This is a genomic window from Streptomyces sp. S.PB5, from assembly GCF_030403745.1.
In the GTDB taxonomy this organism is placed as follows: domain Bacteria; phylum Actinomycetota; class Actinomycetes; order Streptomycetales; family Streptomycetaceae; genus Streptomyces.
Map to the genome: position 1 here is coordinate 404,708 of NZ_JAQMWP010000006.1, position 17,691 is coordinate 422,398.

A 17,691-nucleotide genomic window follows, 5' to 3' on the forward strand; every position below is an offset into this window, starting at 1 on the left:
GAAGCGAGGCACCCGGGCCCACCTTTGCCCGCCACAGACCTTCCAGCGCCCCGCCCGGACTCCATCCGCGCCCCCTGGTCCACCCGCGGCCAGGGGGCGCCCACCACGTCAAGGAGATACCCCCATGCTCGTACTCGCCGCACCCCGCGGTGAAGACCCCCGCGATGGCGGATTCGTCCACACCGTGGCCGGAGAACTCGTCATCCGCCCGTTCGTCTGCGGCGCCGGAGAACACGGCGCCTGCGGGTGCGAACGCTCTTGGGCCGGAGTCACCAGCTACGCCGCAACCACGCTCGTTGAAGTCGTCGACCGCCCCGACCTCACCCCCGCCACGTACGCCGACCTGATCGCCCGCTACTTCACCGACGTGTGGCAGTGGAAGGCCGACGACGCCCGCGAAGAAGCGCAGGAACTCGCCGACATCGCCGACGACTTCGGCCCCGGCGCCCTGCTCTACATCGAGGGCGAGTACATCCACCGACTGGAGCCCCGCCCATGAGCCCACCCCGCCGCCCCGGCAACACCCCCCGCCCCCGCGCCCTGTCCGCCACCGCCCGCCGCACCACACCGCTTCCCGCCAACTGGGAAGAGCTCAGAGCACAGGCCATGCAGCGCGACGGCAACCAGTGCACATGGATCGAGGACGGCCAACGCTGCCCCGAACGAGGCACCGACGCCGACCACATCGGCGACCGAGACGACCACAGCTTGGACAACATCCGCATCCTGTGCGGCTACCACCACCGCAAGCGCACCGCCATCCAGGCACGCGCCGCACGCGGACCGATGCCGAGCCGCGAACGACCACGCGAGCCGCATCCTGGTCTGCTCACCGATGCCGAGCGAGAGCCGCCGCCGTACTGACCGAAGGGGGTGGCGGGGTGCCCCCGCCCACCCCCGATTTTCCGGAACGGTGCGGCATAGCAACTCGCGCCCTGTACGGGTTCCGGAGAACAGCCCGCCTCGGGGCCCCACGGGGCTCGTCAGTGCCGACCAGCGCCCCGCCGGGGTGATCCGACCCCGGAAACGGCAGAACGGCACACAGCCTTTCGACCCCTGTCACACTTCGAATCGCCGCAGGTCAGACGCCTAATACCGTTACACGCGCGGGGCCTGCCCGTAGATCGCAACCCAGCGGTCGCCCCGCATCACGATGTCCGCGGTTTCCACCGGCTGGCCGGTGGCTTGGTCGTAGTAGGTGCGCTCGATTGCGAGCACCGGTGCGGTGGGATTCGTGCCGAGTTGCTGCGCCTCGGCGCGCGTCGCGCCGCGCGCCCGTACCCGCTCGACAGGTTCGCCCACCTCGATGCCGATCACGCGCATGCGTGCGGCGACGCCGACGCCGGCGTACGGGCCCGCCTCGGGGAGCACGATCATCGACTGTCCAGTGACCGCCATCGGTTCCCACGACGTGGCCAGCTGCACGGGCTCGCCGTTGGCGAGGTAGACGTACTCGGTGCGCATGACGGGATCGCCCTCGGCGACGTCCAGGCGCGCGGCGGTGCGCGCGTCCGCGGCCGCCGTGACGGACTCGTGCCGCCATGTGCCCTCGGTGCCCTGCTCGGCGGCGCCCTGGGCGAACGGGGAGTCCTCGGAGAGGCGTCGGTGCCGACGTACGAGGAGTTCGGCGGGCTCGGGGCCGCGGACGTAGTGGCCGGCGCCGTGGCGGGAGATGACGAGACCGTCTTGGGCGAGGACGGAGTAGGCGCGGGCGCCGACCGAGGGTGAGACGCCGTACTCGCGGCCGAGCTCGGCGACGGACGGCAGGCGGGTTCCGGGCGCGAGTTCACCGCCGGCGATCCGTTCGCGTAGGGCCTCGGCGATGGCGAGGTACGGCGCCGGGGCAGCCACGGGGCCTCCTGTGGTTCGGGTGTGACGCACCTGACAGAGTACGAGGTTCCCAGCTACTCTTCGAGATGAGTTGGACTCTCCTCAATGAGTCTCGGGGGTTCCGTCATGCCTGCCCGCCTACGCGCCGCAGAACTGCGCACCGACATGGAGCGCGCCACGGGAAGCGCTGCGGAGATCGACGAGTACCCGACCCATCTGCGCGTATCCGTACCGGCCCCGGTCGGTGAGGAGATCTGGCAAGCCCTCCTCGGCGTGCTGGCCTCCGCGGACCGCTGGGGCAGCAGCGACGCCAGCGGACAGGTACGCGTGTGGGCCTCGGTCACGTCCGAGACGGCCCCGCTGGCCTCTGCCCCGCCCAGCCCCACGACAAGGCCCCGGCGAGGTGCTGGCCTCCCGGGGCGCGGCCAACGCTGAGAAGGAACGTCGACCCATGAAACGTACTGCCCGACCGCGTACCCCGGCACTGCGGCCGGTCGAACCCGAATCCGGGGTGCTCGTGCACACCCACGCGGACCGCCAGTTGGCCACGGAACACTGGCTCCTGTCGACACACCCCGCCCCCGAGAAGGCGCGCCGGGAATGGTCGGAGCCGGGCAAGGTGGCGCTGCTGCCCCTGGGGACCCTGTTCTCTGCCGTCCGCCTCCCCGGGCGCCTGGTGCTCGCCGTGGCCGGCACCCCGGTACCCGCGGACGTCGACGGCTTCCTTGACGAGGTCCTCGACGGCGGCCCCGTCATCTGCGACATGTACCAGCACCGCTACTACGCGCTCGTGCCCGGCAGCATGCCCGAGCGATGGCGCCAAGCGGCCGACGACTGGCGCCCGTTGGGGGTCGACTGCCTCGGCCGCGGTACCTACCTGGGGGTGCCGAAGCTGGATGCCGTGGAGCACAACCCGCGGGCCTACGCCTCGTACTGGTCGGTCCCGATGCCGTCCGCAGCGGTGCTGTGCACGCCGCTGAATGTGGCGCGGCTGATCGCGGCAGGGAAACGCGCGCTCGAGGGCGCCCTTGAGAGGCCCTGAGCGGCCCATTGACGGCTCCGGTCACCCATCCTGCTGCCACGCGGGGGTGACCGGAGCCTTTCGCGTCATACGCCCTGGTCACGCCCGTCATACGGTGCCCGCCGCCCGTACAGGGCACCGGTCGGGATGGACAGGGCGCCGGGCCGCCGGCCGCCGTCGTTCTGCGCCAGCCTCTCGGCCGTGCCCTGGCCCTGAGCGATGAGCCGCACCGCATGGCGGACCGCGTCGGACGCGCTCATGCCGCCGCGCTGCAACACCTCGAGGTCCGCGGCGAACTGGTCCGTCATCCGCACGGACACCACGGTCGGCGTACCGCTCACCGACCCACCCCCTGACGGGCCAGAGCGCGAGAGAACAGCCGCACGCCATGCCGGTCACCGGTCGCGTACGCGACCGTGAGGCAGGCGAGAAGCACCGCCGCCGGTACGTCCGGCGCCGGTCGCCGTGCGACCCGCTCAAGGGCCTTGCGCTCGGTCGGGCGGGGCACCGGGAACCGTCGACTCCTCACCGGCCCTCACCTCGCGCGGCACGCACGCGGCGCAGGCCTTCGTCGAGGAACTGGCCGTCGACACTGGCGTCGTCGACGAGGCGCAGATGCCGGCGGCCGCCACGCCGCGGCGAGGCTTCGAACAACGTCGCGGCAGCCTGCGCGACCCGTTCGACATTCGCGTCCGCCGGACGGTCCGCCTGCATCAGGACGCCGACGAGGACGTTGAGCTTGGCCACCTCGATGCGCAGCTCGGACAGCTGCCGCTCGGCCACCGCCAGGCGCCGCTCAGCGGTCTGCGTCATACCTCCCACCCCCACTCCACGGCCTGAGCCTTCATGAGCTCTGCCGACTCTTCGGTAGGCCGGTCCGCGATGACCAGGAGCCGCGATCTGTGGTCCGTCTCGGCGTGTTTGCGCAGTCCGACGCGCACACCATCGAGGCCCACACGGAAGGCGTCCGCCTGCTGTTCGAGGAGCAGCACGCGCCGCCACAGCCACACGAACGCGACGGCCAGCACGAGGACCAGGAGCAGCAGCACGTATTGGAGCGCGGTCATCGGCCCTCACCCCGCTCGGCGCGGTCGCGGGCGAGGAACGCAGCCACGGCGGGGAACTGAGCGTCAACCGAGCGCCGGACGGCTTCCGCTTCCTGCTCGGCGCGCGCGTGGCCCGCGGCTCGGTAGCCGGTGGCCGGCTTCTCGCCGAGCCGAGCCCGCAGGTAGTCAGCGGACCATCCCGGGTTGTCGCCACGCTGTAGAGCGCCTTCGAGGGCGACCCGAGCGTCCATGACGCGGTTGAGAAGGATGCGGTCGTGGGTCTCCGCGTCGCCCACGGTCGCGGGGTGGGGGATATCGAGGGCCTCGAGGACGGCGGCCAGGAGCACGCGCAACTCGCGCGCCTCCCCGGACTCGGTACGGTTCTGCATGGGTCTGGACTCCTTGATCACGAAGGGTTCTGGATCAAGGCGCCGTCCGGTGTTGCGATCACCGGGCGGCGCCGCCGCGTCTCACACGCGTCTCACAAACGGCGTGGGAGGGTCGGTACGGCGAGCCTGTGACCTGGACTTGGGGCGCAGCGTCCCGGACGGCATGGACGGCCCGGACGGCTTTCGGATCACTACGGATCAGAAGGTTGCAGGTTCGAATCCTGCCGAGTGCACAGCAAGCCAGAGGCCCTGTGGAGCAATCCACAGGGCCTCTGGCTTTTGGCTTGATACGCGGCTACGGCCATGACGGCGACGGAGATCAGGGTGAGTGCCGCGCCCGCGTAGAGGCGGCCGGTACGAGAAGAGGCCCCGGCGGGTTTCTCCGGGGCCTCTTGCGCGCTGGGCGGGGTGGTCAAGAACGTTCGGGTTCAAGCTGCGGCTCCCGCCAGGCGCTGGAACGCCTCCGTGGTCCGGGGATGGACCAGTTCGTCCAGGAGATGGCGCCACTCGGGATCGGCGGTGGCGGGGTGGGTCTGGTCCCAGACGGTGAGCAGCGGGGCGAGTTCGCTCTCGTGGGAGGTGGTGTTCTGCTCGGGAGACGGCAGCGAGATCATGGGATCTTCCTTCCGGGAAGGGGGTCTGTGCCTCGCGGATCCTCTGGTGCCCTGTTCGTCCGTGCGTCCGTGCGTCCGTTCCTGTGTTGCTCTGTTTTTCTCTGTCTTCCACGATGCCCCCGCCGCCCTGCCGACGCCATGGAGGGACCTACCGGACCGGGGGTGGCGCTAGCCGTACCGCAGTAGGTGGCTAGCCCCCCTTGAGCCGGACTCCAGCGTTGTCGGAGGGGATCAGCGGGCGAGCAGGAGGTTGCCGCGTCGGACGTGGTCGGCCTGCACCGGGCGGACCGTGGCCGTCGTCTTCTCCTTCTGCTTCCGGTTCTCGTCCTGCTTCCGGCCGCCGCCGGCGAAGACGAAGAGCCGCAGCACCAGGAACCGGCCGATGCCCGCCAGGCCCGAGGCGCCGAGGTAGACGGCCTGCTCCCAGACCAGGCTCGGCGAGGACTGCACCGCGTGCAGGACGAACATCGCGGTGCAGGTCACCACGTAGGCGGCGGTCGCCGAACCGGCCGACTGAAGGTGGCGGCGCAGCCCCGCGCGGCGGCCCGTGCCGAAGGTGAACAGGGCGTGCAGCTCGGTGCACAGGAGCGTCGACGCGATCGTGATCACCGCGTTCGCCGCCGCCCAGGGCATCAGCATCGCCAGCAGCGGGACCGCGGCGCTGGACAGGACGCCGACCCCGCCGCCGCACACCACGAACCGGACGAAGGAGGCGAGCGGGCCCACCGGCTTGGTTTCCGTGCGCTGCGTCTCCATGACGGTTCCTTCCGGGCGGGTCGCGAGTTTCTGACGGAACTCAGTTGACCCGGGCCCGGATTCAGTGGGGTTTCACGTCGGCTTCAGCCCGGATCAGCTGGGTTCAACGATCTCGTCGCGCGCCCTTGGGCACGAGGGTGTCCCCCACCGAACCGGGGGTGGAGCCAGCCCCACCCCCACCCTCCGCCTGGCCCTACTCGACCCCCGTACTCCGCCCTGCCCTACTCGCCGTCCTGGACCCGGAGTTCCTCGATGTACTCCAGTGCCAGACCCGTCGTACGCGTGAACCAGTCGTTGAGTACGGCGATCTCGGCCGCGGAGTAGTCGGCGAAGAGGTCGTTGAGGCGGGCGTAGTAGGGGCCGTACAGGGACTCCACGCGAGCCACCGCGGCCGGGACCGCGGCGACGCGGACGCGGCGGCGGTCCTTCGGGTCGGGGCGGCGGGTGATGAAACCGCCGCGCTCCAGACGGTTGAGGATGCCGGTCATCGCGCCCGTCGTGACATGGGCGTGCTCTGCGAGGTCGCCGGCGGTGAGCAGGTCCTCGCCGGCCTTCAGTACGCAGGCGAAACAGAGCAGGTCCGTGACGTTCAGGCCCAGCCGCTGGGCCATCTCCTGCTGGCCCAGCAGATGCGTCGCGATGAGGGAGTCCATCGACGTCAGCGCCTGGGCCGGGGTGGCGGCGGGGCGCGGCTTGGCTGGCATCTTCGTAATTACCTTAGATTGTGAGAGATTTCGGTGCTAAATTTCTTACGTCGTGAGAGGTTCTGCTGCGGGTGCGCAGCGAGGGGTGAGGGGCGGGTGCATGAGCGCACACCAATATGACCACGGCCATACGGTCGCGGGGTGGACCGGATTCGGGATCGCGACCGCCGGGACGGTGGTGCTGGGGGCGGGGGTCGTGACCGTCTCGGCCGCACTCGTGGCGGGTGGGCTCGTCATCGTGGCCGTGAGTGTTCTCGTGACGTGGCTGCTGCATCTGGCCGGGTGGGGAAAGCCGTCGGGGCGCAGGCCTCGGGAGCAGTGGGGGTGGCGGGTGCGGGATCTGTCGGCGCGGGAGGGGCATCCGGGGTGTGTGGGGTGCCGGCTTGCGGGGCGGGGACGGGGGCGGGGCGGACTGGTCGCCGGGGGTACGGCGGTGGAAGCCGGGGTGGGGGCAGGGGAGCCGGAGTTCGCGCGGGCGCCGGGCGGGCGCTGAGTGCCGCGTCGTGCGTCGCCGGGCTGCCCGTTTGCGCAGCTCAGCCGCCCTTGTCAGTGCCACTGTCAGTGCCCTTGTCAGTGCCACCCCCTACTCTCGTGAGCGATGGCACAGGCATGGAAGTGCTCGGGGCTGCGGTGGTCGGCGGACGGTCCCGTGCTGGCGTGGGAAGGCGGTCGGCGCAGTGCGCTGACCTGGGGGAAAAGGGTGGCCTTCGGGGTCGCGGACGGGGGTGTGCGGACATGTGTGGGAGCGCGGGGGCATGCGTGTCCGATACGGGTGGCCGTGTCGGCGCGCAGTACGGGGGCGCGATGCGAGGAGTGTGCGCGGCTGGACCGGGCGCACTCCGTGGCCGCCGACACCATCGCGGACGATCCCCGGCCGTACCACGTCTATCTGGCCTGGTTCGGCCCCGGTATGACCAAGGTCGGGATCACCGCCGAAGAACGGGGCTCCGCGCGGCTGCTTGAGCAGGGCGCGGTCTCTTTCACCTGGCTCGGCGTCGGCCCGCTCATGGCGGCCCGGCGGACGGAGGAACTGCTGCGGGCGGCCCTCCGGGTCCCCGACCGGATTCCGTACGCCGACAAGCGCGCGGTGCGCTCCGCGTTGCCCGGCACCGAGGCGGAGCGGGCGGCCGAGATCACCGAACTGCATGCGCGGGCCGTGACGTTGGGAGGGTGGCCCGAGTCGCTCCGCGCCGAGCCCTGCCAACCCGTCGACCATGTGCGCGAGTTCGGGCTCGCGGAGGCGCCGGCCGCCGTCGGTGAGGTGACCGAGCTGGTCGCCGGCGGTGCGGTGGGCGGGCGGTTGGTCGCGGCCGCCGGGCCCGATCTGCATCTGGACACCGGGGGCGGGGTGGTCGTGGTGGACACACGGTTGATGAGGGGGTGGGGGCTGATTCCCGTCGACGCCGATGAACTTGCCGTGCCGGTGCGGGAGTTCAAGGGGGCGCTGAAGGAGAGGGGAGTGCAGGACGGGCTGTTCTGAGAGCGGGACGGGTTGGTCTGCGTGCAGGACGCGCTGGTCTGCGAGATATGAGACTCGGCCGGTAAAGATTCGGATCCCTCTCGGATCCCTTTGGGTAAGGGGCCTGGACGCGACTCGGGGCGGGGCCGATCGTGGACGACATGAGTGATCACCACATTGCGCCTGACGCGCCGGATACGTCTGACACGCCGGACGCGGCCGGGGAGCCCGTCCCGCGCATCCTCCCCGTCGCCGCCCACGAACCCCCGTACTACGCGGTCGTCTTCACCTCCCTGCGTACCGAGCAGAACACCGGATACGGTGCCACCGCGGCGCGCATGGGCGAGCTGGTCAAGGAGATCCCGGGGTTCCTGGGCGAGGACTCGGCCCGGACGCCGGGTGGGCTGTCGATCACCGTCGCCTACTTCCGGGATTTGGCCGGCATCGAGCAGTGGCGGCAGAACGCGGCGCACCGGGAGGCCAAGGCGTACGGGCGGGAGCACTGGTACGAGCGGTACTCCCTGCACATCGCCAGGGTCGAGCACAGTCATGGGTTCGAGAGGGCCTGAGCCGACTTCCCAGGGATTCCCTGAGAAGCGTCTGTGAGTTTCTCAGGGAAATCACAGCTTGCCGAAAGGGTGCTCTCAGAGGGCGCCGACAGTGTGTCCACCATGACCACGACCTCGCCCCAGGGGCGCACCGAACTGCTGAGGCCGGACGGGAGCCCCGTCCGAGTGCTTGTGGTGGACGACGAGCTGTCGATCACCGAGCTGCTGTCCATGGCCCTTCGCTATGAGGGATGGCAGATCCGGAGTGCGGGAGACGGCACCGGTGCCCTCCAGACCGCTCGGGACTTCCGGCCCGACGCCGTCGTACTCGACATGATGCTGCCCGACATGGACGGGCTGACCGTTCTGGGGCGGCTGCGGCGGGAGCTGCCGGACGTGCCGGTGCTCTTCCTCACCGCCAAGGACGCGGTCGAGGACCGTATCGCCGGGCTCACCGCCGGTGGCGACGACTACGTCACCAAGCCGTTCTCCCTCGAGGAGGTCGTGGCCCGGCTGCGCGGGCTCATCCGCCGCTCCGGTGCGGCCGACCGGCGGTCGGACTCCATGCTGGTCGTCGGGGACCTCACCCTCGACGAGGACAGCCACGAGGTGTCGCGGGCCGGTGAGTCCATCCACCTCACCGCGACCGAGTTCGAGCTGCTGCGCTTCCTGATGCGCAACCCGCGGCGCGTGCTCAGCAAGGCGCAGATCCTCGACCGTGTCTGGTCGTACGACTTCGGGGGGCAGGCCAACGTGGTCGAGTTGTACATCTCCTACCTGCGTCGGAAGATCGACGCCGGTCGCGAGCCCATGATCCACACCCGGCGTGGTGCCGGTTACCTGATCAAGCCCGCGGTGTCATGAGCGGACGACGACGGCCGACGCGCACGCAGCGGAAGCGACTGGGCCAGCCGCGCACCCTGCGGGCCCGGCTCGTCGTCGCGTCCCTGGTGCTGATCGCGGTGGTGTGTGCGGTGATCGGTACGGTGACGACGCTTGCGTTGCGGTCCCATCTGTATGAGCAGCTGGACAACAAGGTGGGCGAGGCTGCGGCGTGGGCCGCCGGAGTGAACGCACCGCCCGGCAAAGAGGACAAGGGCCGCCAACTGCCCCAGGGCGTGCCGGCCTTGACCGACCTGGTCAAGGGAGGACCGCAAGCGGGCACCATCGTGGCCTCGGTGAAGAACCGCATCATCACCGATGCGAAGGTCGGTGAGAAGGACGACAGGTACGAGCCGACGGCCGAGGACCTGAGCGACGAGGCGATCGACGCGCTCAACGAGGTCTCCCAGGACAATTCCACGCACACTGTCGACATCCCCGGACTCGGTGAGTACCGCGTCAAGTTCCGCTCCGGTCCCAAGGGCGATTTCTACGTCGGTATCCCTACCGCGGAAGTCAACAACACCCTCAACACCCTCATCGCCGTGGAAGCCAGCGTCACCGCGGCCGGTCTCGGTGCCGCCGGTATCGCCGGTACCGTCATCGTCGGTGTGGCCACCCGCCCCCTCCGACGGGTCGCCGCGACAGCGACCCGTGTCTCCGAACTCCCCCTCCACACCGGCGAGGTCAACCTCAGCGAGCGCGTCCCCGAGTCGGAGTGCGACCCGAACACCGAGGTCGGCAAGGTGGGCGTCGCGCTGAACCGGATGCTGGACCACGTCCACGCGGCCCTGCACTCCCGTCAGCAGAGCGAGATGCGGGTACGCCAGTTCGTCGCCGACGCCAGTCATGAACTCAGAACCCCCCTCGCCTCCATCCGCGGCTACGCCGAGCTGACCAGGCGCGGCAGAGAGCAGATCGGCCCCGACACCCGGCACGCGCTCGGACGTATCGAATCCGAGGCGGGCCGTATGACGTTGCTGGTCGAGGACCTGCTCCTGCTCGCGCGGCTCGACGCCGGGCGGCCGCTCCAGTTCGAGCAGACCGATCTCATCCCCCTCGTCGTGGACACCATCAGCGACATCCGCGCGGCCGGCATGGAGCACAGCTGGCGGCTCGATCTGCCCGATGAGCCCGCTCTCGTCTCCGGCGATGCCGCACGCCTGCAGCAGGTGCTCATCAACCTTCTCGGCAACGCCCGCAAGCACACCGCGCCCGGGACCACGATCACCGCACGCATCCAGCGGCGCGGACCCTGGATGTGCGTGGACGTCGAGGACAACGGGCAGGGAATCCCGCCGGATCTGCTGCCGCATGTCTTCGAACGCTTCGCGCGCGGCGACTCCTCCCGCTCCCGTGCCTCCGGTTCCACCGGGCTCGGTCTCGCGATCGTGCAGGCGGTCGCGGCCGCGCACGGCGGTGCGGTGACCGTGGACAGCGTTCCGGGGCGGACCGTGTTCACGGTCCACCTCCCCGCGCTCACCCCCGTGACGCCCCGCCCGGCGCCCGAAACGAACTGGCAACCGGACTCACAGGCTCAGCACAGTGTCAACACATGGGTGCAACAGGGCACTTGACGACAGTCGATGCCATGCAAACCGACTCTTCTCCCGGCACTCTGCCGGCGCGGGAGCACCTCCCGGCCGGCGACGCCGGCACGCCAGTCCTGGACGTAGTGATCCCCGTCTACAACGAGGAGAAGGACCTCCAACCGTGTGTGCTGAGACTGCACGACCACCTCAAGCACACCTTCCCGTACGCGTTCCGCATCACCATCGCGGACAACGCGTCGACGGACACCACCCCACAGGTGTCCCAGCGGCTGGAGGCGGAGATCGCCGAGGTCCGGGCCTTCCGTCTGGAGCAGAAGGGCCGTGGTCGCGCCCTGCGCACCGTGTGGTCCGCCTCGGACGCGCCGATCCTCGCCTATATGGACGTGGACCTGTCCACCGACCTCAACGCCCTGCTCCCGCTGGTGGCCCCGCTGATCTCGGGCCACTCCGACCTGGCGATCGGATCCCGGCTCGCCCGCTCCTCGCGAGTGGTGCGCGGCCCCAAGCGGGAGTTCATCAGCCGCTCGTACAACCTCATCCTGCGCGGTTCGCTGCAGGCCCGCTTCTCGGACGCGCAGTGCGGATTCAAGGCGATCCGGCGCGATGTGGCGCAGGCGCTGCTGCCGATGATCGAGGACACCGGCTGGTTCTTCGACACCGAGATGCTGGTCATCGCCGAGCGCGCGGGACTCCGTATCCACGAGGTGCCCGTCGACTGGGTCGACGACCCCGACTCCACCGTCCACATCGTGAAGACCGCGACCGAGGACCTCAAGGGGGTGTGGCGCGTGGGCAAGGCCCTGGCCACCGGCTCGCTCCCGCTGGACCGGATCGCGCGGCCCTTCGGTGACGACCCGCGCGACCGCGAGATCAAGGACGTACCGAAGGGGCTGGCCCGCCAGCTCGTCGGGTTCTGTGTGGTCGGCGGGCTGTCGACGCTCTTCTACCTCCTCCTCTACACCGTCTTCCGGCAGTTCGGAGGCTCGCAGGTCGCCAACGCGCTCGCCCTGCTGGTCTCGGCCGTCGCCAACACGGCGGCCAACCGGCGGCTGACCTTCGGGGTGCGCGGCCGTGGCGGTGCCGTCCGGCACCAGGCGCAGGGCCTCGTCGTCTTCGGTATCGGCCTCGCCCTGACCAGCGGTTCGCTCGCCGCCCTGAACGCCGCCAGCAGCAACCCGGCCCACTCCACCGAGCTGGCGGTCCTGATCGCCGCCAACCTCGCGGCGACCGTGCTGCGCTTCCTGCTCTTCCGCGCCTGGGTCTTCCCCGAGCGCCGCGAGTCGACGGTCGTGGCCTCCCACACACCGGCCGTGCCGTCCTCGCCGACCTACTCCACCACCGCACATCGGCAGCCGCTCCACGCGCCCCTGCCGACGCGCGCAGGCGGCAGCCACTTCTCGTACGACGACCAGGTCCGCGCCGGTGAAGCCGCGGACCACAGCCAGCGGGACGCCACCATGCGGCTGCAGCCGGTGCGCCCCTGCGACAACACCCCGGGGGACCCCCGATGACCACCACCAGTGCGGCCGTGCAGGAGCCTTCCGCTGCCGCGGCCCCGCCCGCACCCGAGGCCGGCGAGCCCAGGCAGCCCTTCGTGAAAAGACTGTGGCGCGGCCGACCCGAGGACCCCCGCTGGGTGCGCCCCGCGTTCTGGGGCCTGCTCCTCGCCACCGCGGTGCTCTACTTCTACAACCTGACCTCCTCCGGTTACGCCAACTCCTTCTACTCCGCGGCCGTTCAGGCCGGCAGCCAGTCCTGGAAGGCGTTCTTCTTCGGCTCGCTGGACGCGGGCAACGCGATCACCGTCGACAAGCCCCCGGCCTCGCTGTGGCCGATGGCCCTGTCGGTGCGGGTCTTCGGACTGAGCTCGTGGGCGATCCTGATGCCCGAGGTCCTCATGGGCATCGGCACGGTCGCCGTCGTCTACGCCGCCGTGCGCCGCCGCTTCAGCCCCGCGGCCGGTCTGATCGCGGGCGCGGTGCTCGCGCTCACCCCCGTCGCGGCGCTGATGTTCCGGTTCAACAACCCGGATGCGATGCTGGCCCTGCTGCTGGCCGTGGCCTGCTACTTCGTGGTCCGCGCCCTGGAGGACGGCCGTACGAAGTGGCTGCTGTGGGCGGGTGCCGCCATCGGCTTCGCCTTCCTCGCCAAGACCCTCCAGGCCTTCCTGATCCTGCCGCCGCTCGCGATCGTGTACGCGGTCTGCGCGCCGGTGCCGGTGAAGAAGCGGTTCGGACAGCTGGCCGCGGCGACCGCCGCCCTGGTCGTCTCCGGCGGCTGGTGGGTCGCGATCGTCGAACTGTGGCCCGCGTCCTCCCGCCCCTACATCGGCGGCTCCCAGAACAACTCCTTCCTTGAACTGACCTTCGGCTACAACGGACTCGGCCGCCTCAACGGCGAGGAGACCGGCTCGGTCGGCGGCGGTGGCGGCGGCATGGGTGGGGGCGGGCAGTGGGGCGAGACCGGCTGGGACCGGATGTTCAGCTCCGAGACCGGCGGCCAGATCTCGTGGCTGCTCCCGGCGGCCCTGATCCTGCTGGTCGCGGGGCTGTGGGCGACGCGGAAGGCGCGCAGGACGTCCGTCACCCGTGGTTCGTTCCTCGTCTGGGGCGGCTCGCTGCTGGTCACCATGGTCGTCTTCAGCTACATGGCGGGCATCTACCACCAGTACTACACGGTCGCCCTCGCGCCCTACATCGCCGCCGTGATCGGCATGGGCTCGACCCTGCTGTGGGAGAAGCGGTCCGAGGTCTGGGCGTCGCTCACCCTCGCGGCCGCGGTCGTGGCCGGCGTGGCCTGGGGGTACGTCCTCCTCAACCGCACGCCCGACTACCTGCCCTGGCTGAAGTGGCTGGTGCTGATCGGCGGCCTGGTCGCCGCGCTCGGCCTGGTCTTCGCGGGCCGCATCAACCGTCAACTCGCCTTCGCGGCGGCGTCGGTGGGCCTGGCGGCCGCGCTGGCCGGTCCGACCGCGTACACCATCAGCACGCTTCAGGAAGGCCACACCGGTTCCATCGTGACGGCCGGTCCGGCCGGCGCGAGCATGATGGGCGGCGGTGGCCGGGGTGGTGGCCCCGGTGGCGGCGGCTTCCCGGGTGGCGGCCAGAACCAGCAGAACGGCAACGGCAACACCCAGGGCCAGGGCCAGCAGGGCAACGGCTTCCCCGGTGGCGGCGGCACCGGCGGCTTCGGCGGCGGGATGCCGGGCCAGAACGGCAACGGCAACGGCAACTCCCAGAACCAGCAGGACGGCATGCCCGGCGGCATGACAGGCGAAGGCGGCGGCATGGGCGGCGGCGGTATCGGCGGCCTCCTCAACGGCGCGAGCGTCACCGACGAGGCCAAGAAGCTCCTCGAAGCCGACTCCGACGACTACACCTGGGCCGCGGCGGCCATCGGCTCCCAGAACGCGGCGAGCTACCAACTCTCCACCGGCGAACCGGTGATGGCGATCGGCGGCTTCAACGGCACGGACCCGTCCCCGACGCTGGCGCAGTTCAAGCAGTACGTCGAGGACGGCAAGATCCACTACTTCATCTCCAGCGGCTCCGGCGGCTTCGGCGGCATGGGCGGCGGCAGCGACGGCACGTCCTCGCAGATCACCGAGTGGGTCGAGGCCAACTTCAAGAAGGTGACGGTGGGTTCGTCCACCTTCTACGACCTGACACAGAAGGCGAGCGGCAGCGACAGCTGACGGCCGGGCGAGACCCGAGGGCGGTGACCACTCACGGTCGCCGCCCTTCTCGTCGTGTCCCGGTCCCGCCGTATGGCCGGAAAACCGCGTTGTACGCCGTATAGGAACTGTTCTACGGTGTACAGCATGTCGGCTTCCGCACCCGCACCCGCCACCGTCGCCCAGGGCCATCCCCAGCGCTGGCTCATCCTCGGCGTGATCTGTCTCGCGCAGCTCACCGTCGTCCTCGACAACACCGTCCTGAACGTCGCGATCCCCTCCCTCACCAAGGAGCTGGGCGCGGCCACCTCGGACATCCAGTGGATGATCAACGCGTACTCACTGGTGCAGTCCGGGCTGCTGCTCACCGCGGGCAGCGCGGCCGACCGCTACGGCCGCAAGAAGATGCTGACAGCGGGTCTCACCCTGTTCGGTGCCGGCTCGCTGGCGGCCGGACTGGCCGACAGCACGGGCCAGTTGATCGCCGCGCGGGCCGGGATGGGCGTCGGCGGCGCGCTGCTGCTGACGACCACGCTCGCCGTGGTGATGCAGATCTTCACGCCCGAGGAGCACGCCAAGGCGATCGGAATCTGGGCGGCGATCAACGCGCTCGGGTTCGCCTGCGGCCCGCTGATCGGCGGGTTCATGCTGGACCACTTCTGGTGGGGTGCGATCTTCCTCATCAACCTCCCGGTCGCCGCAATCGGCCTGATCGCCACGATCACCCTGGTCCCCGAGTCCAAAAACCCGCGCGGAGACCGGCCCGACCTCCTCGGTGCCCTGCTGTCGACGATCGGCATGGCCTCGCTGGTGTTCGCGATCATCTCGGGGCCCGGGCACGGCTGGTCCTCGGGGCGTGTGCTGACCTCGGCGGGTGTCGCGGTCGTGGTGCTGGCCGCGTTCGCGTACTGGGAGAGCCGGATCGAGTACCCCATGCTCGACGTGCACTTCTTCAAGAACCCCCGCTTCACCGCGGCCATCGCGGGTGCGGTGCTGATGACCTTCGGGATGGGCGGCTCGCTCTTCCTGCTCACCCAGCACATGCAGTTCGTGCTCGGCTACGACCCGCTGGAGGCGGGCATCCACACCGCGCCGCTCGCCGTCACGATCGTGGCGCTGAACTTCTCCGGACTGGCGGCCAAGTGGGCGACCAGGCTGGGGAATCCGGCCGCGATCGGACTGGGCATGGTGTTGATGTCCGGTGGGCTCGTGTCCATCGCGATGCTGGCGTCCGGAGGATACGCCGGGACACTGCTGGGGCTGGTCCTGATCGGTGCGGGCGCCGCGATCGCCAACCCGGCCATGGCGCACACCATCATGAGCTCGATTCCGCCGGAGAAGGCGGGGATCGGGGCGGGGATCAACGGCACGGTGGCGGAGTTCGGGCAGGGGCTGGGGGTCGCGGTGCTGGGGGCGGTGCTGAGCTCGCGGTTCGCGGCGCTGGTTCCCGTGGCGGCGTCCAGCCTGCCGGCGGCGCTGGCGGTGGCGGGGTCGGAATCCGAGAAGGCGCGGATCGTCGACGCGTACTCCTCCGGCCTTGAGACCAGCCTGTTGGTGGGGTCGGTGGCTGTGTTGCTGGGTGGGTTGGTCACGGCGGCGTTGCTGCGACGGGTTGAGCGGGAAGAGGTCGCCTAGGAGCCCGGGGGTGCGATCGTCCTGCGAACAGTCCCGCCCTGCCGGGGCGCCTAAGCTGATCGGCAATTGCAAGGCTAGGAAGGTGCGCCATGGTGAAAACAGGCCAGCGGGCGGCGCGGACCAGCGTGTGGCTGGAGGACAAGACCCGGCGGGGCACCCGGGGTGGCGGTCAGCCGTCCGGCCTCGACCGCGAGCGCATCACCTCGGCCACCGTCCGGCTCCTCGACGCCGAAGGACTGGCCAAGTTCTCCATGCGGCGGCTCGCGGCCGAGCTGAACGTCACCGCGATGTCCGTCTACTGGTACGTCGACACCAAGGACGACCTCCTCGAACTCGCCCTCGACTCGGTCTTCGGTGAACTCGCCCTGCCCGGCCTGGAGTCGGAGGCGGACTGGCGTGACGATCTGCGCACGCTGGCCCGGGGCTACCGCGCGCTGCTGGTCCGGCACCCCTGGATGTCCCCGCTGGCCGGGACCTACCTCAACATCGGCCCGAACAACACCGCGTTCGCCCGAGTCGTGCACCGCGTCATCCGCAGCACCGGACTCCCCCCGCGGGGAATCGCCGCCGCCATCTCCGCCGTCTTCCAGTTCGTCTACGGCTTCGGCACGATCGAGGGCCACTTCAACGCCCGTTCCAACGCCGTCGGCATGACCCCGGACGAGTACTTCCAGCACGCCATGAGCGAGGTCAACCGGGCCCCGGAGACCACAGAGCTGGTCCGGCAGTCCGAGGACATCATGGCGGCCCGCGGCGGCGACACGGTCCAGGAGATGTGGGAACGCGACTTCGACTTCGCGCTCGATCTGCTGGTGGCGGGGATCGAGGCGATGGTGAAGCGAGAGGGCGGCTGACGGGACGTGGAGGCGCCCGGGCCGCGCGGCGCCGGCCCGACCCCACGATCCACGCGCCCACGAGTCCCCGCCCGATCCACGCACCCACCGGGACCTCCCGCCCCCCCCCGATTAATTCGCAGGCCCACCCCCCACCCCGCCCCCTATCGTGAACCGCCGCCGTCCACGTCAGGACGGCCGGAGGGGAGAGACTGCCGAGTGGCGGATGCGTACGAGGCTTTGCTGGACGCCGAGTTGGCGAAGGCGTTGGACGTGTGGTCCAGCTATCTGGACGCCCGGACGGGCGAGGACCCCGAGGTCAGGGCCGGACTGCGGGTCATGCTCGACCGGGCCCGCCGGGCCGTCGAGGAGCGCGATCACGCGGGGGCCCGCCGATGGGTGGCGGACCTGTACGAGGAGGCCCGCCGCGCCGCCCTGCCCTGGGCTCCCGAGCGCCCCCGCCCCCACGAGGCGGACGCCCAGGCCCGCGACTACGCCAAGGACGCCAGGCCGCACGCGGTCGGCCAGGGCCGACGGGACCGGCTCGACACCATCGAGCTGTTCCTCTGGTCCACGGGCCGTCGTCTGCGGACGGTCCCCGGCCTCGTCGAGTCGACCCTCCACGACATCCACTACATCACCGCCCGCGCGGGCATGGCTCTCGACCTGGCCCACCCGGTCGCGGCCCAGCGCGAGCTGGACCGTCTCAAGGAGATAGCCCGCCGCGTCGGCGCGGAGGACTGACCCG

22 protein-coding genes are annotated in these 17,691 nt (G+C 70.5%); 14 read left to right on the plus strand and 8 right to left on the minus strand.

Annotated features, from left to right (window positions below; genetic code table 11):
• Positions 1-124 precede the first annotated feature (124 nt).
• Both PH203_RS18305 and PH203_RS18310 read left to right on the plus strand, forming a co-directional pair.
• The gene (locus tag PH203_RS18305; protein ID WP_289921145.1) at positions 125-499 is read left to right on the plus strand and encodes a hypothetical protein; all 375 of its coding nucleotides are present in this window, start codon (positions 125-127) and stop codon (positions 497-499) included.
• A complete protein-coding gene (locus tag PH203_RS18310; protein ID WP_289921147.1) occupies positions 496-864 on the plus strand; it encodes an HNH endonuclease signature motif containing protein in 369 nt (122 codons plus the stop codon). Before PH203_RS18305 ends, PH203_RS18310 begins: the two co-directional genes overlap by 4 nt.
• A 234-nt stretch (positions 865-1,098) precedes the next feature.
• Here PH203_RS18310 and PH203_RS18315 read toward each other — a convergent pair whose 3' ends face one another.
• A complete protein-coding gene (locus PH203_RS18315; RefSeq protein WP_289921148.1) occupies positions 1,099-1,851 on the minus strand; it encodes a GntR family transcriptional regulator in 753 nt (250 codons plus the stop codon).
• Between the two features lie 105 nt (positions 1,852-1,956).
• Between PH203_RS18315 and PH203_RS18320 the strand changes: the two genes are divergently transcribed.
• Together PH203_RS18320 and PH203_RS18325 are read left to right on the plus strand one after the other, a co-directional pair.
• Positions 1,957-2,265 (plus strand): hypothetical protein, encoded by a 309-nt coding sequence (locus tag PH203_RS18320; RefSeq protein ID WP_289921150.1) that lies wholly within the window; start codon positions 1,957-1,959, stop codon positions 2,263-2,265.
• A 16-nt stretch (positions 2,266-2,281) separates the two neighbouring features.
• The gene (locus PH203_RS18325) at positions 2,282-2,872 is read left to right on the plus strand and encodes a hypothetical protein (protein ID WP_289921151.1); all 591 of its coding nucleotides are present in this window, start codon (positions 2,282-2,284) and stop codon (positions 2,870-2,872) included.
• A 65-nt stretch (positions 2,873-2,937) separates the two neighbouring features.
• Here the strand turns inward: PH203_RS18325 and PH203_RS18330 are convergent, their stop codons facing one another.
• The 7 genes from PH203_RS18330 to PH203_RS18360 form a co-directional block, all read right to left on the minus strand.
• A complete protein-coding gene (locus PH203_RS18330; RefSeq protein WP_289921152.1) occupies positions 2,938-3,192 on the minus strand; it encodes a hypothetical protein in 255 nt (84 codons plus the stop codon).
• Between the two features lie 184 nt (positions 3,193-3,376).
• Complete coding sequence (locus PH203_RS18335) at positions 3,377-3,664, minus strand: hypothetical protein (protein ID WP_289921153.1); 288 nt, start codon at positions 3,662-3,664, stop codon at positions 3,377-3,379.
• Positions 3,661-3,918, minus strand: a complete 258-nt coding sequence (locus PH203_RS18340; RefSeq protein WP_289921154.1) for a hypothetical protein — start codon at positions 3,916-3,918, stop codon at positions 3,661-3,663. The genes PH203_RS18335 and PH203_RS18340 overlap by 4 nt, the downstream gene beginning before the upstream one ends.
• Entirely contained in the window at positions 3,915-4,286 is a 372-nt protein-coding gene (locus PH203_RS18345; protein ID WP_289921156.1) for a hypothetical protein, read from the minus strand. The genes PH203_RS18340 and PH203_RS18345 overlap by 4 nt, the downstream gene beginning before the upstream one ends.
• Positions 4,287-4,714: 428 nt before the next feature.
• The gene (locus tag PH203_RS18350) at positions 4,715-4,900 is read right to left on the minus strand and encodes a hypothetical protein (protein WP_289921157.1); all 186 of its coding nucleotides are present in this window, start codon (positions 4,898-4,900) and stop codon (positions 4,715-4,717) included.
• Between the two features lie 231 nt (positions 4,901-5,131).
• On the minus strand, positions 5,132-5,656 hold the full coding sequence (locus PH203_RS18355; protein WP_289921158.1) for a hypothetical protein: 525 nt from the start codon (positions 5,654-5,656) through the stop codon (positions 5,132-5,134).
• Positions 5,657-5,877: 221 nt separating this feature from the next.
• Complete coding sequence (locus PH203_RS18360; protein WP_289921159.1) at positions 5,878-6,360, minus strand: MarR family transcriptional regulator; 483 nt, start codon at positions 6,358-6,360, stop codon at positions 5,878-5,880.
• A 100-nt stretch (positions 6,361-6,460) separates the two neighbouring features.
• On the opposite strand from PH203_RS18360, the gene PH203_RS18365 reads away from it, so the two are divergent.
• From PH203_RS18365 to PH203_RS18410, 10 genes are all read left to right on the plus strand, one after another.
• Positions 6,461-6,853: an HGxxPAAW family protein gene (locus tag PH203_RS18365; RefSeq protein ID WP_289921160.1), complete on the plus strand. Its 393-nt coding sequence runs from the start codon at positions 6,461-6,463 to the stop codon at positions 6,851-6,853.
• 105 nt (positions 6,854-6,958) lie between these two features.
• Positions 6,959-7,840 (plus strand): DUF2797 domain-containing protein, encoded by an 882-nt coding sequence (locus tag PH203_RS18370; protein WP_289921161.1) that lies wholly within the window; start codon positions 6,959-6,961, stop codon positions 7,838-7,840.
• Positions 7,841-7,980: 140 nt separating this feature from the next.
• Positions 7,981-8,388: an antibiotic biosynthesis monooxygenase gene (locus PH203_RS18375; protein ID WP_289921162.1), complete on the plus strand. Its 408-nt coding sequence runs from the start codon at positions 7,981-7,983 to the stop codon at positions 8,386-8,388.
• A 102-nt stretch (positions 8,389-8,490) separates the two neighbouring features.
• Positions 8,491-9,231 carry a response regulator transcription factor gene (locus PH203_RS18380; RefSeq protein ID WP_289921163.1) on the plus strand — a complete coding sequence of 247 codons (741 nt, stop codon included), beginning with the start codon at positions 8,491-8,493 and terminating at the stop codon, positions 9,229-9,231.
• Positions 9,228-10,826, plus strand: a complete 1,599-nt coding sequence (locus PH203_RS18385; protein WP_289921164.1) for a HAMP domain-containing sensor histidine kinase — start codon at positions 9,228-9,230, stop codon at positions 10,824-10,826. The genes PH203_RS18380 and PH203_RS18385 overlap by 4 nt, the downstream gene beginning before the upstream one ends.
• 14 nt (positions 10,827-10,840) lie before the next feature.
• A complete protein-coding gene (locus PH203_RS18390) occupies positions 10,841-12,313 on the plus strand; it encodes a bifunctional glycosyltransferase family 2/GtrA family protein (protein WP_289921165.1) in 1,473 nt (490 codons plus the stop codon).
• Entirely contained in the window at positions 12,310-14,496 is a 2,187-nt protein-coding gene (locus tag PH203_RS18395) for a glycosyltransferase family 39 protein (RefSeq protein ID WP_289921166.1), read from the plus strand. Before PH203_RS18390 ends, PH203_RS18395 begins: the two co-directional genes overlap by 4 nt.
• 126 nt (positions 14,497-14,622) lie before the next feature.
• On the plus strand, positions 14,623-16,110 hold the full coding sequence (locus PH203_RS18400) for an MFS transporter (RefSeq protein WP_289921167.1): 1,488 nt from the start codon (positions 14,623-14,625) through the stop codon (positions 16,108-16,110).
• A gap of 89 nt (positions 16,111-16,199) precedes the next feature.
• A complete protein-coding gene (locus tag PH203_RS18405; protein WP_289921169.1) occupies positions 16,200-16,964 on the plus strand; it encodes a TetR/AcrR family transcriptional regulator in 765 nt (254 codons plus the stop codon).
• A 198-nt stretch (positions 16,965-17,162) separates the two neighbouring features.
• Positions 17,163-17,687, plus strand: coding sequence for a hypothetical protein (locus PH203_RS18410; RefSeq protein WP_289921171.1), 525 nt, complete (start codon positions 17,163-17,165; stop codon positions 17,685-17,687).
• The last annotated feature ends 4 nt before the right edge of the window (positions 17,688-17,691 follow it).

Bases quoted from the DNA above. Each gene is read 5' to 3' on its own strand.
- PH203_RS18305 (WP_289921145.1), top strand. From the start codon at position 125: ATGCTCGTACTCGCCGCACCCCGCGGTGAAGACCCCCGCGATGGCGGA.
- PH203_RS18310 (WP_289921147.1), top strand. From the start codon at position 496: ATGAGCCCACCCCGCCGCCCCGGCAACACCCCCCGCCCCCGCGCCCTG.
- PH203_RS18320 (WP_289921150.1), top strand. From the start codon at position 1,957: ATGCCTGCCCGCCTACGCGCCGCAGAACTGCGCACCGACATGGAGCGC.
- PH203_RS18325 (WP_289921151.1), top strand. From the start codon at position 2,282: ATGAAACGTACTGCCCGACCGCGTACCCCGGCACTGCGGCCGGTCGAA.
- PH203_RS18335 (WP_289921153.1), bottom strand. From the start codon at position 3,664: ATGACGCAGACCGCTGAGCGGCGCCTGGCGGTGGCCGAGCGGCAGCTG.
- PH203_RS18340 (WP_289921154.1), bottom strand. From the start codon at position 3,918: ATGACCGCGCTCCAATACGTGCTGCTGCTCCTGGTCCTCGTGCTGGCC.
- PH203_RS18345 (WP_289921156.1), bottom strand. From the start codon at position 4,286: ATGCAGAACCGTACCGAGTCCGGGGAGGCGCGCGAGTTGCGCGTGCTC.
- PH203_RS18350 (WP_289921157.1), bottom strand. From the start codon at position 4,900: ATGATCTCGCTGCCGTCTCCCGAGCAGAACACCACCTCCCACGAGAGC.
- PH203_RS18355 (WP_289921158.1), bottom strand. From the start codon at position 5,656: ATGGAGACGCAGCGCACGGAAACCAAGCCGGTGGGCCCGCTCGCCTCC.
- PH203_RS18360 (WP_289921159.1), bottom strand. From the start codon at position 6,360: ATGCCAGCCAAGCCGCGCCCCGCCGCCACCCCGGCCCAGGCGCTGACG.
- PH203_RS18365 (WP_289921160.1), top strand. From the start codon at position 6,461: ATGAGCGCACACCAATATGACCACGGCCATACGGTCGCGGGGTGGACC.
- PH203_RS18370 (WP_289921161.1), top strand. From the start codon at position 6,959: ATGGCACAGGCATGGAAGTGCTCGGGGCTGCGGTGGTCGGCGGACGGT.
- PH203_RS18375 (WP_289921162.1), top strand. From the start codon at position 7,981: ATGAGTGATCACCACATTGCGCCTGACGCGCCGGATACGTCTGACACG.
- PH203_RS18380 (WP_289921163.1), top strand. From the start codon at position 8,491: ATGACCACGACCTCGCCCCAGGGGCGCACCGAACTGCTGAGGCCGGAC.
- PH203_RS18385 (WP_289921164.1), top strand. From the start codon at position 9,228: ATGAGCGGACGACGACGGCCGACGCGCACGCAGCGGAAGCGACTGGGC.
- PH203_RS18390 (WP_289921165.1), top strand. From the start codon at position 10,841: ATGCAAACCGACTCTTCTCCCGGCACTCTGCCGGCGCGGGAGCACCTC.
- PH203_RS18395 (WP_289921166.1), top strand. From the start codon at position 12,310: ATGACCACCACCAGTGCGGCCGTGCAGGAGCCTTCCGCTGCCGCGGCC.
- PH203_RS18400 (WP_289921167.1), top strand. From the start codon at position 14,623: ATGTCGGCTTCCGCACCCGCACCCGCCACCGTCGCCCAGGGCCATCCC.
- PH203_RS18405 (WP_289921169.1), top strand. From the start codon at position 16,200: ATGGTGAAAACAGGCCAGCGGGCGGCGCGGACCAGCGTGTGGCTGGAG.